The organism is Buchnera aphidicola (Cinara laricifoliae) (assembly GCF_900698945.1).
Classification (GTDB): domain Bacteria; phylum Pseudomonadota; class Gammaproteobacteria; order Enterobacterales; family Enterobacteriaceae; genus Buchnera_F; species Buchnera_F aphidicola_AC.
In genome coordinates this window covers 322,971-338,763 of sequence record NZ_LR217717.1, presented here as the reverse complement: position 1 = coordinate 338,763, position 15,793 = coordinate 322,971, and the positions used below count along the sequence as shown (strand labels likewise).

Below are 15,793 nucleotides of genomic sequence, written 5' to 3'. Positions count from 1 at the left end.
TTTTGTTTTATTAATAGGTTTATTTATATGAATATACAATAAATTATTTAAAATGATATTTTTTAATATTAGAGTTTTTTAAAATTGGTAATAACCAATAAGTACAAGTATTACATATTTTATTCATTTTTATAATATCCATATATGGAATTATTTTTTTTATATAAATATTATTTTTTTCTCCATTATAAAATGAATTACCGTTCCATGTTTTTAAAAAATTTTTTTTAGCAATATAATGACTTTTATTATCTTTTTTTAATATATTTAGTTTTTTTAAATATATTGATTGTAACCAAATCATTCCAGATTTTAATATTAAAATAGGTTTTTTGGTTCCGTCTAAGTATCCTTGAATATATTGTTTTAAATATTTTTTCGCTTGTTTTTTTTTAATAGGATAAAATTCTATAATAGATTTATTTGTTCCTAATAATGTACTTTTTTTATATGGTTCTAATGTACAGTAAATTATATGTTCTATCCATGTTGATATTATATTTTTATAACCAATTTTATTAGCAGACCATCGAATTAAACCGGATTTATTAATTTCTTTAATTTTTCCTGATAAAAAATATTTTTTTATTTTTAAATTTACATCTATTTTTTTAGAATAATTTTTTATTATATTAATTTTATTTACTAGTTTTTGTATTTTTTTTTCTTCTATTTTCCATAAAATTGTTCCTAAATGTCCGTAAGGTATTTTATTTTGTAATTGAAATTTTTTAAATAATAAGTTAGTTTTTTTTTTTAAAATTCTATATTTTAATATTTTTTTGTTAAAATGGTATTTATATATAGGGTGTATAGAGAATAGTTCGTGTTCGTGGATTGATTCTATATTATCACGAATATAATGTATACGTAATTTTTTTTTAAAAAAATAATGAATAGGATTTTGCCAAAATTTTATTAATTTTTTTATTAAAATATTTTTTTTAATAATTATATGGTTTTTTTTTTTTATATTTTTTTTATTATTTGAAAATTTTTCTATATTTTTATATATAAAATATGAATTATATAATTGATCATTATATTTAAAATGAATATTATTTATAATATTAACATTTTTTTTAAATATTTGTTTATATTTAATATAAAAATTTTTTTTTATATAAGAAATTATATCTATAATATATTGTGACGCATAATTATTTTTCTTTTCCGTTTTATTTTGTGTATAACTACAAAAAAAATATTTTTGAGATGACATAATTGTTTCAAAGAAAATATTTTTATTTTTTTGGTAAATATTTGGATATATAATATTTAAAATATCTGTTTTTTCTATTTTTGGTATTTTTCCTTGCACACATCCTAGTACACAAATCATTTTAAAAGGAATTATTCTAATATTTTTTAATTTTGCAATATTTATGCTACCTGACATAAAAGTTTCATCATCAAATAAAGAAAAATTATTTTTAAAAAATTTTTTAATTAAAATAGAAATAGATATTTTTTTTGAAAATTGCATAATTATTCCATCAGATACAATTTTTTTCCATATTTTTTCTAACATAAAAAAAATTTTTTTATACTTCAATGGTATATCAAAGAAATCATTAAATATTTGTGGAATAATATTTAACCAATTTTTTAATAATTTTTTATTTAATATTTTTTTTCTAAATTTATTTAAAGTTACTATTAAATTAATAAAATTACCTAATAGTAAATTACCCTTTTTATATGATACACTATATACAGAAATATTATTCCATATTGAATATGTTTTATTTAACCAATATCCAGAAGTAATTCGATCAATTGCATAATTCCATGAATATGTATGAATATTAGGTATAGACATTTTTTTAAATTGATGTTTATCAAATTCAAATTGAATTTTTAAATCAGATATAAATGTATAAATAATTTTAATATCACTAGATTTAATAAAAAATTTTTTTCTTAAAAATTTTGAGTTTAAAAGAGATAAAATCCATGAACATTGAAAACGATTATTTTTAATTTTAAATAAATTCTTGATAGTTAAAATAATATTTTTTTTAATTGTATTTTTTTTATTAGAATTATAAATAATACGATTATTTTTAAGTAAGGGTTCAAATATTCTGTTAATATATAAAATATATGGTTTTATATTGGTTGCTGTAATTAATATATCGTTTAATTTTAATTTTTGGTTAATATTTAATATATTGATTATATATTCATATAATACTCGGATTTCTTGTAAATATGAACAGCATCTATGAATAGAAAAGGAATAATCTTTTGTACATGAAATAAATCTTGGATTGTTAGATTCTAATGATTGTTTAAATAAATCTTTTTGTAAAATATATAAAATTTTTTTTTTATGTGTTTTTGTATAAAAAAATTTTTTTTTATAATATGATTTTTTTTTATCTTTTAATTTTTTTATAAAAAAATTTTTTTTTTAAATAACGAAAATATAGGATTTATATATTTTATTTTCTTTTTTTCAAATTGATATTGAAACAAATATATTGAAGTAAAATTTTTAATTGCATGTAAAATAATTTTAATAAATGGATTTATAGGATTTTGAGAAAATATAAGTATTCTATTAGGAATAAATTTTGAAAAATAGTTTTTTTTTTTTTTTTCATAGATATTATTGATTATTTCAGTTAAATTTTTTTGTTTAAAAATTTTTATTTTTTCTATTATTAAATTCCATAATTGTTTTTGCCATGTATGTGATGATAGTAAAAAATTATTTTTTTCTTTTTTTTCCCATTGATATATTAAATTTGGTTGAAAAAAAATATATTTAGTAAAAATATTTGCCATATGGGAACAAAATTCTTCATTTTTATAAAGAATTTTAGATTCTTTTAAGAATAAAGAATCGTGATTATTATGAATAATTGACATTAAAATCCATTTTAAATGTTCTTTTTTAAATATACTTAACGATATGTTTTTTTGTGTATAGTTTATTTTTTCTATTAAATTAATAAAAAATTTTGAGATTAAAAAATATTGTATATTCATACAAATATCTATTTTATGAGATATATTAATTTCTAACCATTGTTTTATATAATTATCATTAATTAAAATAATCTCATTTGTTAAAATATTTTTATTAGATATTATTTTTTTACATATTTTATTAAGAAGAAAATTTATTTGATTTGATTTATATATTTTTAGCATTTTATTCCAATAAATAATTAAATATTGTGTTTAAGGCACAGAATATATTATTCTGTGCCATGATTTTTATTATATATTATTTTTTCTTTCTTTTTTTTAGTTTTTTTATTTATTTCTAATATTTTATTTATTTTTTTATATAGATAAATGTCCATTTTAGGGTATGGTATAGTAATATTATGTTGATCTAATGCTTTTTTAAACTTTAACATTAAATCTGAGTATACTGTATTTAATTCTTTTGTATTGCACCAACATTTGACAACAAATTTTAATGAAGACGGGGAGAATTCATTTAATCCAACGAAATTACCTGGATGTTTTAATACACGTTCTTCTTCGTCAAGAACTGTTTTTAATACTGAAATTACTAAATCTACATCTGAATCGTATGCAACATTAATAACAAATTGATTTCTTCGAATTGGTTCACGGGAATAATTAATAATGTTGCCAGCTACAATTTTTCCATTTGGTATTATTATTATTTTTCCATCAAGTGTTTTTAATGTTGTATAGAATATGTGTACATTTAGTACGGTTCCAGCAGCATTGCCTAAATTAACATATTCACTTGTTCGGAGTGGTCTTAATAATACTAATAATACGCCTGCTGCAAAATTTGATAGAGATCCTTGTAATGCTAATCCAATTGCCATCCCTGCAGCCCCTATAATAGCAATAATCGAGTTTGTTTGTACTCCAACTTGTCCTAATGCTATTATACCAGTAAAAATAATAACTATATAACGAGCTAAAGTAGATAAAAATCCAGAAATAGTGTTGTCTACCTTATGTACAGAAAATAATTTTTGAGTTCCATTTGCAAAAAATTGACTAATAAAAAAACCTATAGTGATTACTACAATTGCAAAAGATAAATTTATTAGGTAAGATAAGAATGTTTGTTTATTTGAAAAAAAACAAAAACCAACATTATTTATACAATCTATTATATGTAATGCTTTTATTATTTTTTTTATAGCAAAAATTTTTTTGCGCATGTTCTATTTTTTATAGATTTTTGAAAATAAATATTTTTATTTTTATTAATAATAAAAATTAATTTATAAATTTAATTAATTTTTTCACATTTAATAGTATGATTTATTAATAAATTTTTTGACAATCATTAACAATATTTTATATTTATTTTAAATGATAAAAATGATATACAATAATATCATGATTTTATTTTTTAACAATCATAATATATGTTTATTAAATTTTATAATGTATTACAAGAATTTAATATTACAAACATTTTTTTTAAATATTGTATTGAATTTTTTTGTGCTTGTCTTAACCATATTCGAGGATCATAATATTTTTTATTAGGTTTATTTTCTCCTTGATTATTTCCTATCTGGCTGTGTAAATATTGTGTATTTTTTAAATAAAAATCTAATACTCCTTTCCAATAGTGCCATTGCATATCAGTATCGATATTGAATTTAACTACTCCATAATTAATAGATTTTTTAATATCATCGATATTAGTACCAGATCCTCCATGAAAAACAAAATTTAATGGATTTTTTGGTAATTTTTTTTTAGCACTAATGTATTTTTGAGCTTTTTTTAAAATAGAAGGTTTTAGTAATACTTGACCAGATTGATATACTCCATGTACATTACCGAATGCTGCTGCAATAAAAAAATTATTACTAATCTTGTTAAGTTCTTTAAACGCATAAAAAATATCTTTTGTATCAGTGTATAGTAATTTTTTGTTTATGTTAATATTATTAACGCCATCTTCTTCTCCTCCAGTACAACCTAATTCTATTTCTAACATCATGTTGAGTTTTGTTATTTTTTGTAAATATTGTGAGGAAATATTAATATTTTTTTTAATTTCTTCTTTAGATAAATCTAGCATATGAGAAGAAAATAAAGGACGTTTATTTTTTTTAAAAAATTTTTTACCTTCAATGATCAGTCCATCAATCCATTTAAGATGATCAATTTCGCAGTGATCTGTATGTAATATTACCGGTACATTATAATATTTAGACATTAAATGAACATGTTGTGCTCCGGATATAGCTCCTATTACTGCATTAGTATGATTTTTTGGTAATCCTAATCCACTCATAAATAATGCTCCACCATATGAAAATTGAATAATAATAGGAGATTGTATTTGTGAAGCTGATTCTAAAACACTATTTATAGAATCTGTACTAATACAGTTTATTGCAGGTATAGCAAATTTATGTTTTTTAGCTAATGAAAATATGATTTTTATTTCATTAGAATTTAATACTCCGGGTTTAATAGAATCAAAAATTTTACATATCATTATTTTATTCCTTTTTATGTTATTGTTTTTAATCTTTTAATTAAATACAAGCGAATTACATAATTTTTTATTTTTTTAATTTTTCAAGGATGGGTAACGTTTTATTTTCTATAAACTCTAAAAATGCACCTCCACCAGTAGAGATATAAGAAATTTTTTTATATATATTAAATAAATCAATTACAGCAATTGTATCGCCTCCTCCAGCAACAGAAAAAGCAGTACTATTTGCGATTGATTTTGCTATTTCTTCTGTTCCTTTACTAAAATTCGGAAACTCAAATACACCCATTGGTCCATTCCATAATATTGTTTTAGCTTGTTGAATGATTTTTTTATATTTTTGAACGGTTTTATTACCTATATCTAATATTTCTTCATGTGGTAGTATATTTGAAACTGATTTTATTGTTGCGATAGAATCTATAGAGTACGATGTACTAACACGAGAGTCTATTGGAAGAAGTATTTTTTTTGTTTTATATAGAGTTTTTGCTTTATTTTGAAAGTTTTTTTCGTATAAGGATTTTCCAATAGGATAAAATAAAGAAATAAATGTATTAGCAATGCCTCCGCCTAATAACATTGTATCTGTAATTTTCAACAATGAACTTAATAAATTAAATTTTGTTGATACTTTAGCTCCACCTATAATTGTAACTATAGGATGTTTTGATTTATTTAATATGTTTTTTAATGTTTTTACTTCTGAATATAATAATGGACCTATACATGATTTTTGTACAAAATTACAAATACCGTATGTTGATGATTCTATTCGATGAGCTGTAGCAAAAGCATCCATTACAAAAATATCACATAAATTGGCATATTGTTTGGAGAGATCTATATTATTATCAGTTTCTCCACAGTTAAATCTAACATTTTCTAGTACTACTATTTGATGGGTATTTACATTAATTCCTTCTAAATATTTTTTAGAAAATGTTATATTTACTTCAGGTAATTTTTTTTTTAAATATTTAAAAACAGGAAATAAAGAAAATTTTTTATCGTATTGTCCTTCTTTTGGTCTACCTAAATGAGAGGCTAATATTATTTTAGCATTTTTTTTTAATGCTAATTTTATTGTTGGAAGGGAGCGATCAATTCTTTCACTAGAAATGATTTTATTATTTTTTAAAGGAACATTTAAATCTAATCTAATAAATACTCGTTTATTTTCTAAATTGAGATCTTTCATATGTAACATTTTATTGATCCTTATATTAGTGAATGTAAAATATTTTTAATTATAAACTTATATAATAAATAGATAATTTTTAATTTATACATAGTATCCTTATATTTTAATTGATTATTATATTAAATAATATGATGTATGTGCTATATATTATGTATATATATAATATCTTATATATAATAAGATATTGTTCAATATAATTATATATATAATTATATTTTTTTGATAAATTGTTTTTAAAATTTTTTATTATATTCTTATATAAAATAAATTATTTATTTTTTATCATAAAAATTTTAATTTATTTACTTTAATTATATTAAAACATATAATAGAATTAATGATATAAGTAAAAATTTATATAATGATATTATTATTCCTATATTTTATAAATATAAAAATTATATAATATGATGTATTCATAATATATTTAATATAAATTTTTTATTTATATTATTTTAATATATAAATATATTTTGTATTTTAATATAAATAAATCTTTCAATATTTATTAAATCTACTCTAGTATAGAGAATTATAATTATGAAAAAATTGGTAGGTTTTATTGGTTGGAGAGGAATGGTAGGATCAGTTTTATTAGATCGTTTAAAAGAAAATAATGATTTTTTAAACTTTAATTCAGTATTTTTTACTACATCGCAGATTTATGGTAAACCGCCATATGTATTAAATAGAGTTTCTTCACGATTAGAGGATGCATATAATGTCGAATACTTAATTACATTAGATATTATTATTTCATGTCAAGGAGAAAAATATACTACAGATATTTATACAAAATTAAAAAATATTGGATGGAAAGGTTATTGGATTGATGCTTCTTCGTGTTTAAGAATGGATAAAAAATCAATTATTGTATTAGATCCAATTAATTTTAATGATATTAAATTAGGTATAGAAGCAGGTATTAAAACATTTGTTGGTGGAAATTGTACAGTTAGTTTGATGTTAATGGCTTTAGGAGGTTTATTTTCTCATAATCTTATTGATTGGATTTCTGTATCCACTTATCAATCTGTTTCAGGTAGTGGTTCTCAGAGTATGTTAGAGTTATTACAACAAATTGGTTATGTATATAAAAATATTTCGATGTATTTATCATCACAAAAATCTATTTTAGAAATAGAAAAAATGTTTAATGCATCATTAAATAAAATTGATTATTCAAGTACAAAACTAAAAGGACCATTATTAGGAAATTTATTTCCATGGATTGATAAATCTATGAATAACGGTCAAACTAAGGAAGAATGGAAAGGTGCTGTAGAAACTAATAAAATATTAAATTCTAAAAAGTATATTCCTATTGACGGAGTCTGTGTTAGAGTCCCTTCTTTGCGATGCCATAGTCAGTCATTTACAATAAAATTACGTAATGATATTTCTATTCAAGAAATTAAGTCCTTAATATCATCTCATAATTCTTGGGTAAAAGTTATAGATAATAATTTTGACTCTACAATGGGTGAGTTAAATCCATTGAAAGTAACTGGTACATTAAATATTCCTATTGGTCGTATTAAAAAATTAAATATTGGAAAAAATTATTTGTCTGCTTTTTCTGTTGGAGATCAATTGTTATGGGGAGCTGCAGAACCGTTACGTCGTATTTTGAATATATTAGTAAATAAATAAATTTTATTATAAATATTTTTATTTTATTTGGTTTTAATTTCAATTATATATGTATATGGAATTTTATCGAGAGAAGTATATAATAGTTTATGCTTCATAAATCTACAAAATAAAATAATATCTTTATTACTAAATTTATCATCTGTTAATAAAAAAATTTTTTGTCCTTTTTTTAATGATCTTGCAGTTTTTCGTAATATCATAATTACTTCTGGACATCGTAATCCTAACAAATTTAATGTATTTTTCACAATATATACCTTTATATATAGTTTTTATTTAAAATAAAATATTTATAATGATTTATATTTAACTAAATATATATTAATCTAAAATAATTGATAGTGTTTTTAAATGCATCCAAATAATTTCTATTTTATTATTTTGTATGCATAATTCAATTTTTTTTAATAACTTTAATGCTAAAATAATTATTTTTATGTTATTTTTTCTTATTAAAGAAAATAATGATAACTGCATGATTTTTTTTTTATATTTAATACTATTTATATAGTTGTTTGGTATTATTATTCTTTTTTTATAAAATAAAATTATGTATATTAATGTTTTATAAGAATTTATTAAAATATTGAAATCATATTTTTGTATTTTTAATTTTAATAAAATATTAATAGTTTTATTTTTTTCAGCAAGCACAATTGATTGAATCCAGTCGTAATAGCTAAATACTTTAATTGTTTTAAAATATTTATATAAAATATTTAATGTAATTAAAGTATTTGGATATAAAAAAACTATATTTTCTATTAAATTTGCAAATAAATCTATATTTATAGGGCTATTAGTTAATAAAAATTTTTTTGCAGATGAACTGATATTTATATTATTTTTTTTAAGTGTATTTTGAATCCAATAATGTATATTTTTTGTATATGATAATGAGTTATTGATTATTACTCCAATATTTTTTATATAACAATAAAAAAAATAACTACATTGATTAATGCAGTTAAGATTAGGAAAATAAAAAATTTTTATATTTTTTTCGTTAGAATAATATTTTAATTTATTTAAATAATTTTGTAAATATTGTGATAATATAGAATCATATATAGTTATATTTAATAACTGTATTGTAGAAAATAAATTTTGTTGTTTTAATTGATGAAAAATATTTTTCCAGTCATTATTGTGATGTATAGTTATATTTATTTGTTTAATTGGTTCTTTTTTTTTTTTAAAATAATTAAAAATTATTCTTTTGTTTTCTTTTATAAAAATATATTCAGATTTTAATATTATATATGTTAATATTTTATTTTTATATATATATTTTTTTAAATTCATAGTATCTATAATCATAGTATTATTTTTTATCATTTCTTTAACACAAAGTTAATAACTTTATTAGGTATATATATTATTTTTTTAATAATTTTTTTGTAAAAATATTTTTTTATTTCTGTTTTATTCATTATTAAATTAATAATTTCTTTTTTTGATAAATGATTTGTGATATTAATTATATTTCTTTTTTTTCCATTAATTTGAACAACAATTATTGAATTGTTTTGTACTGTAAAATTTTTATCAATGGATGGCCATTTTTCATTATCAATGCATTTTTTTTTTCCATTTATTTTTTTCCATAATATGAAACAGATATGTGGTGTAAATGGATACATCATTTTTATAATACTTTCTAAAGATTTTTTTAATTTTTTATATTTTATTTTTTTATCATTATATATATTTTCTATATAGTTAAAAAACTTCATTATATGTGCAATAGCTGTATTAAATGAATTATTTTTTTCAATATTTCTAGTAACATTAATAATAGTATTATTTAATTTATATTGTATGATATTTTGATCATAATCAATTTTATTAGATGAATATCTAATATTTTTTATTTTATCGGTATATATAAAATTCCATATTTTTTTTAAAAATCTATGCATTCCTATTATACTATTAGAATTCCATTCTAATGATTTGTGTATTGGCGCAGCAAACATTAAAAATAATCGTAATGTATCGGCACCATATTGGTTAATAATTGAATGAGGGTTAATGCCGTTATTTTTTGATTTTGACATTTTTATTTTACCGGCATACATAATTTTGTGTAAGCAATTTTTTTTTGATATTTTTATAATTTTACCATTTTTATTTCGCTCAATATTTAACTTATATGGTGATAACCATTTCTTGCTTCCGTCATTATTATATATATAAAATGAATCTATTACTACCATACCTTGACAAGTTAGTTTTTTAACTGGTTCTGAAGAGTCAACATATCCAAAATCACGTAATAATTTATGATAAAATCTAAAATAAATTAAATGCATTACTGCATGTTCAATTCCTCCAATATATTGATCTACTGGTAACCAATATTTAGTAGAGGTGGGATCTAGAATATCTGTATTAAAAGTAGTATTAGTGTATCGTGCATAGTACCAAGAAGACTCCATAAAAGTATCAAATGTATCACTTTCTCTAATTACTTGTTCTCCATTTAATTTAGTTTTTATCCATTCATTGTACGATTTTAATGATTGTGTATGTTCATCTTTATGTATATATTTAGGTAATTTAACCGGTAATTCTTTTTCTGGGATTGGTAGTATGTTTTTTTTACTATCTTTAACCATAGGAATAGGGGTTCCCCAATATCTTTGTCTAGAAATACACCAATCTTTTATTTTATAATATTTATGTAATTTAGCTATTTTATTTTCAATAAGTATTTTAACAATTTTTTGACGTGCTTGCTTTATAGATAAATTATTAAATTTAGAAGAATTTATTAAAATTATTTTTTTTTCTGTATTTTTATTGTAAACTTCAGAAAATATTAATTTAATTGGAATATTGTATAATTTTGCAAAAGAGTAATCTACGTGATTATTTCCTGGTACAGCCATAATAGCACCAGTAGCATAATCGTGTCGTACATAATTTGTTATCCATAATGGTATTTTTTTTTGAGTAATAGGATGTAAAATAAATAAATTTGTATTAATTCCAAGTAAATTATTATTATTTTTAAAATCAGTACTTAGAATATCTATATTTTTTTTAAAAAATTGATTAATTTGAATATTATTTTTTAAAATAGTAGAAATTAATGGGTGATGTATAGATATAGCAAAAAATGTTATACCCATTATAGTTTCAGGTTTTGTTGTATATATTTTTAAAAAATAATCTTTGTTCTGTATTTTACATTTTATTTGAATACCCTCTGATTCTCCTATCCAGTTTTTTTGCATACTAATTACTTCTTTAGGCCATTTATCTAATAATTTTAAGTCTTTTAGTAATTCTTCAGCATATGCAGTAATTCTAATAAACCATTGTGATATTTTTTTAAATGTAATTTTAGATCCGCATCTCCAGCATTTACCATTTTGAGCTTGTTCATTAGCAAGAACAGTATTATCAATACTACACCAATTCACTATAGTTTTTTTTTTATAAACAAGATTCTTTTTAAATAATTTTATAAAAAATGATTGTTCCCAACGATAATATTCTGGTTGACATGTAGTAATTTCTCTATTCCAATCATAACTAAATCCAAGTGATTGTAATTGTTGTTTCATAATGGATATATTTTTTAACGTCCATTTTTTTGGTGAAATACCTTTTTTTATTGCAGTTTCTTCGGCTGGTAAACCAAAAGCGTCCCAACCAATTGGTTGTAATACATTTTTCCCTAACATTCTTTGATAACGTGAAATTACATCACTGATAGTATAATTGCGAACGTGTCCCATATGTAGTTTACCAGAAGGATATGGAATCATAGGTAAACAATAAAATTTTTTTTTTGTTTTATCTTCAGTTACAGAAAATGTTTTGTTTTTTGCCCAATGGTTTTGAACTGTAGATTCTATTTTTTTTGGGTTATAGCTAATATCTTCCATATTTTCCTATCAATAAATTTAATGTTAATTTTTTAAAAAAATATTTTTATATAGATTTTTAATAATTTAATAAATAATAAATTTTTTGGATATTTATTTATAAATGATTTTATTTAGATATATTAATTAATATATTATTTTTTTGATATATTTTTATTAAATTTATACATTCAATATATATAAATAAATTTTATATTTATATTTTATATTTATAAAATAATTATAATATATTAATTATTTTAATAATAAATATTATTAATTTTAATATTTAATTTTAATTAATATTAGATGTTTTATATGGATCATCAAATCCAAGTTGGATCATGATTTTTTTCTCAATGTTTTGCATTATATTTCTTGATTTTTTATTTTTATGTGTATAATGCAATAAATGTAATGCAGAATGAATTATTATATGTGCCCAGTGTTCTAATCTATTTTTTTTAAGTAATAAAGCTTCTTTATTAATATAATTCGGAGATAAAATAATGTCTCCTATATAATTAGAAAATTGATGTTTTATATTTATATTTTCTGTAGATGGGAAAGATAATACATTAGTAGGTACATTTTTTTTTCTATATTTTTTATTTAAGTATGTTATCTCTTTTATACTTACTAATCTAATTGTAATTTCTACTTTATTTTTTTTAAATATTTTTTTCAACCATAATAAAAAATATTTTTTATCTGGAAAAAATATTTTTTTTTACACATAACTTGTATATATATTTTCATATTTTTTTTAATTAATTTAATTGTATTGATAATAATAGAGTTTATTTTTTATTTTTATTATTGATTTTTATCAATATTTCCTTTTAAGTACGTGTGATAATTAATATCTGTTATTTTTAATGATACAAGTTTTCCGATTAATTCGTTTTTTCCTTTAAAATAAACAATTCTATTATTTTCTGTTCTTCCATATAAATTTTGAGTATTATTTTTTATATATCCTTCTACTAATACTGATTGGGTTGTTCCTAACATTCTTCTTCTCCATTGAAAAGACTGTTGGATAATCTTTTTTTGTAGTATAGCTAATCTATTTTTTTTTTCTTCTATAGGGGTATTATCTATTAATTTAGCAGCTCTTGTACCTGGTCTTTTAGAATAAATAAAGCTATAACTGGTATCAAAATTAATCTTTGAAATAAATTGTAGTGTTTTTTGAAAATCGTGATCGTTTTCTCCTGGAAAACCGACAATAAAATCAGAACTTATACTAATTTTAGGTCGAATAGATTTTAATTTATTAATTATATTTTCATAATCTTCTATAGAATAACCTCTTTTCATCAATTTTAAAATTTTATTTGAACCACTTTGTACTGGAAGATGTAGAAAATTTGTTAATTGTGGAATATATTTATAAGCTTCTATAATATCGTCACTAAATTCCATGGGATGGCTTGTAATGTATCTAATTCTATCAATTTTAGGAATTTCTGATATAGAGTATAATAAATCTGAAAAATTATATTTTTTTTTATTAATGACATCGTATGTACGGTATGCGTTTACATTTTGTCCTAATAAAATTATTTCTCGAACACCAATTTTAGTGAGTTTATTAATTTCTAATAGTATATCTTTTTGGTTTCTACTTGTTTCTGCACCTCTAGTATACGGTACTATACAAAAAGAACAATATTTGTTACATCCTTCTATAATAGTCACGAATGAAGTAAATTTTTGATTTATTTTTTTATTAATTGAGTGATTAAATTTTTTTAACGATTTTGTTTTTATATCAATAATTAAATTGTTATTTTTATAAGATTGTTTAATTAATTTAGGTAATTTATGTAAAGTTTGAGGTCCAAAGATAATATTGATAAATTTAGCTCTTTTATAAATATTTTCTCCTTCTTGGACAGCAACACATCCACCAACTGCTATTAAAATACTAGGTTTTTTTTGTTTTAATTTTTTCCAACGGCCTAGTTGATGAAATAATTTTTCTTGAGCTTTTTCTCTAATTGAACATGTATTTAAAATTAAAATATCAGATATTTCTGGTGATTTTGTAACTACATAATCATTAGTTTGAGTTAATATATTAGCAACAATGGAAGAATCATGATCATTCATTTGACAGCCCCATGTTTTTATATATATTTTTTTTTTAATTATATTTTTATTCATAAGTAATATTTGTATTCAATCAATTATTTTAATTTTAATATATTTTAATTTTTATTATTAACGATATAATATCATTATTTTTGATAATATATATAAAATAATTTAATTAGTTAATTGTTAATTATTTTTAGTAATTATTTACAAGGATGTTTCTAGAGATAACATTTCTTGTATAGTTTGGCGTCGCCTAATAAGTTTAAATTTTCCATTTTTATATAAAACTTCTGGAATAAAAGGTCTGCTATTATAATTAGATGACATAGAAGATCCATATGCACCAGTGTCATGAATAATTAAATAATCGCCAGGTTTCACTTTAGGGAGATTTCTAGGAAATATAATTCCTGTTTTTTTAATAGTAAATACATCTCCTGATTCACATAATGGACCAGCGATAATACTTTTTATTATTGGTGTATTTTTTGTATTTTTTATACTGTTATATATTACTGTTATTTTATGATAACTACCGTATAAAGTAGGTCTTATTAAATCGTTAAATCCTGAGTTTATTAGCACAAAAGTATTTTTACCCATATTTTTTACAGCATATACTTTAGAAATTAATATCCCGGATTGACCTACTAAAAATCGACCTGGTTCAATTTCTAATTTAAGAGGACATTTTAAAGTAGAAGAAATTATTTTTTTAGTATTATTCCATTTATTAAAGTAATCTTCAAGATCAGTTTCTGTATCTTTACTTGAATAAGGAATTTTTAAACCACCTCCTGCAGATATAAACTTTATTTTTTGATTTAACTGAATGGCATTTTTTTTCATAGATTCACAAACTTGATATAAATTTTCTGTATTAACACCAGATCCAATATGCATATGTAATCCGATGAGATTTAATTTATATTGATTAATAATTGATAATGCTTTTATTGGATTCCATATACCGTGTTTACTGGTATCACCTCCAGTATTAGTTTTTATATGATGTCCATTACCAAATCTTGGATTAATTCTGATCCAAACAGGATGTCCAGGAGATTTTTTTCCTATTTGTTTTAACATATCTATTGATCCAGCATTTACTGGAATTTTTTTTTGAATTACTTCTTGAAGAACTTTTTCTTCTAAAATATCTGACGTAAATACTATATCATTATTATTTGGTTGAAATCCTGCTAAAATAGCTCTTTTTATTTCTCCTAATGAAACAGCGTCAATTTTAATATTATATTGTTTCATTAGTTTTAGTATGTGAATATTAGAACAAGATTTTTGTGCAAAACGAATAATATCAAATTTTTCTAATTTTTTTATTTGTTTAATGATTATATCGGCATTATAAACCCATATAGGTGTTTTGTATTTTTTAATTAAATAAATAACATTATCTCGTGTTAACATTTTTTTTTTGATATTTGATATATCGTACATTTTATTTTCCATAAGTATTAT

At 20.4% G+C, this 15,793-nt stretch carries 12 protein-coding genes; 1 reads left to right on the top strand and 11 read right to left on the bottom strand.

What is annotated here, in order from left to right; genetic code table 11:
* Positions 1-43: 43 nt before the first annotated feature.
* The 5 genes from BUCILAFE3058_RS02115 to BUCILAFE3058_RS01435 all read right to left on the bottom strand — a co-directional run bounded on the left by BUCILAFE3058_RS02115 (position 44) and on the right by BUCILAFE3058_RS01435 (position 6,680).
* Positions 44-1,822, bottom strand: coding sequence for an exodeoxyribonuclease V subunit gamma (locus BUCILAFE3058_RS02115; RefSeq protein ID WP_172598723.1), 1,779 nt, complete (start codon positions 1,820-1,822; stop codon positions 44-46).
* 575 nt (positions 1,823-2,397) lie between these two features.
* Positions 2,398-3,162, bottom strand: coding sequence for an exodeoxyribonuclease V subunit gamma (locus BUCILAFE3058_RS02110; RefSeq protein WP_154061617.1), 765 nt, complete (start codon positions 3,160-3,162; stop codon positions 2,398-2,400).
* A gap of 47 nt (positions 3,163-3,209) precedes the next feature.
* A complete protein-coding gene (gene mscS / locus BUCILAFE3058_RS01445) occupies positions 3,210-4,166 on the bottom strand; it encodes a small-conductance mechanosensitive channel MscS (RefSeq protein WP_154061616.1) in 957 nt (318 codons plus the stop codon).
* Positions 4,167-4,390: 224 nt separating this feature from the next.
* Positions 4,391-5,467: a class II fructose-bisphosphate aldolase gene (gene fbaA / locus BUCILAFE3058_RS01440; protein WP_154061615.1), complete on the bottom strand. Its 1,077-nt coding sequence runs from the start codon at positions 5,465-5,467 to the stop codon at positions 4,391-4,393.
* A gap of 67 nt (positions 5,468-5,534) precedes the next feature.
* A complete protein-coding gene (locus BUCILAFE3058_RS01435; RefSeq protein WP_154061614.1) occupies positions 5,535-6,680 on the bottom strand; it encodes a phosphoglycerate kinase in 1,146 nt (381 codons plus the stop codon).
* A 534-nt stretch (positions 6,681-7,214) separates the two neighbouring features.
* Between BUCILAFE3058_RS01435 and asd the strand changes: the two genes are divergently transcribed.
* Positions 7,215-8,327, top strand: a complete 1,113-nt coding sequence (gene asd, locus BUCILAFE3058_RS01430; RefSeq protein WP_154061613.1) for an aspartate-semialdehyde dehydrogenase — start codon at positions 7,215-7,217, stop codon at positions 8,325-8,327.
* A 23-nt stretch (positions 8,328-8,350) separates the two neighbouring features.
* Here the strand turns inward: asd and tusA are convergent, their stop codons facing one another.
* From tusA to lysA, 6 genes are all read right to left on the bottom strand, one after another.
* Positions 8,351-8,578 carry a sulfurtransferase TusA gene (tusA, locus tag BUCILAFE3058_RS01425; protein ID WP_420021817.1) on the bottom strand — a complete coding sequence of 76 codons (228 nt, stop codon included), beginning with the start codon at positions 8,576-8,578 and terminating at the stop codon, positions 8,351-8,353.
* Between the two features lie 73 nt (positions 8,579-8,651).
* Complete coding sequence (locus BUCILAFE3058_RS01420) at positions 8,652-9,668, bottom strand: hypothetical protein (protein ID WP_154061611.1); 1,017 nt, start codon at positions 9,666-9,668, stop codon at positions 8,652-8,654.
* On the bottom strand, positions 9,665-12,229 hold the full coding sequence (leuS, locus tag BUCILAFE3058_RS01415; protein ID WP_154061610.1) for a leucine--tRNA ligase: 2,565 nt from the start codon (positions 12,227-12,229) through the stop codon (positions 9,665-9,667). The genes BUCILAFE3058_RS01420 and leuS overlap by 4 nt, the downstream gene beginning before the upstream one ends.
* A 274-nt stretch (positions 12,230-12,503) precedes the next feature.
* On the bottom strand, positions 12,504-12,932 hold the full coding sequence (gene ybeY / locus BUCILAFE3058_RS01410) for an rRNA maturation RNase YbeY (RefSeq protein ID WP_154061609.1): 429 nt from the start codon (positions 12,930-12,932) through the stop codon (positions 12,504-12,506).
* A 92-nt stretch (positions 12,933-13,024) separates the two neighbouring features.
* On the bottom strand, positions 13,025-14,380 hold the full coding sequence (gene miaB, locus BUCILAFE3058_RS01405) for a tRNA (N6-isopentenyl adenosine(37)-C2)-methylthiotransferase MiaB (RefSeq protein WP_154061608.1): 1,356 nt from the start codon (positions 14,378-14,380) through the stop codon (positions 13,025-13,027).
* 138 nt (positions 14,381-14,518) lie between these two features.
* On the bottom strand, positions 14,519-15,772 hold the full coding sequence (gene lysA / locus BUCILAFE3058_RS01400) for a diaminopimelate decarboxylase (protein WP_154061607.1): 1,254 nt from the start codon (positions 15,770-15,772) through the stop codon (positions 14,519-14,521).
* Positions 15,773-15,793: the final 21 nt, after the last annotated feature.

Coding starts and splice junctions, on each gene's coding strand:
- BUCILAFE3058_RS02115 (WP_172598723.1), bottom strand. CDS start 1,822: ATGTCTATACCTAATATTCATACATATTCATGGAATTATGCAATTGAT.
- BUCILAFE3058_RS02110 (WP_154061617.1), bottom strand. CDS start 3,162: ATGCTAAAAATATATAAATCAAATCAAATAAATTTTCTTCTTAATAAA.
- mscS (WP_154061616.1), bottom strand. CDS start 4,166: ATGCGCAAAAAAATTTTTGCTATAAAAAAAATAATAAAAGCATTACAT.
- fbaA (WP_154061615.1), bottom strand. CDS start 5,467: ATGATATGTAAAATTTTTGATTCTATTAAACCCGGAGTATTAAATTCT.
- BUCILAFE3058_RS01435 (WP_154061614.1), bottom strand. CDS start 6,680: ATGTTACATATGAAAGATCTCAATTTAGAAAATAAACGAGTATTTATT.
- asd (WP_154061613.1), top strand. CDS start 7,215: ATGAAAAAATTGGTAGGTTTTATTGGTTGGAGAGGAATGGTAGGATCA.
- BUCILAFE3058_RS01420 (WP_154061611.1), bottom strand. CDS start 9,668: ATGATAAAAAATAATACTATGATTATAGATACTATGAATTTAAAAAAA.
- leuS (WP_154061610.1), bottom strand. CDS start 12,229: ATGGAAGATATTAGCTATAACCCAAAAAAAATAGAATCTACAGTTCAA.
- miaB (WP_154061608.1), bottom strand. CDS start 14,380: ATGAATAAAAATATAATTAAAAAAAAAATATATATAAAAACATGGGGC.
- lysA (WP_154061607.1), bottom strand. CDS start 15,772: ATGTACGATATATCAAATATCAAAAAAAAAATGTTAACACGAGATAAT.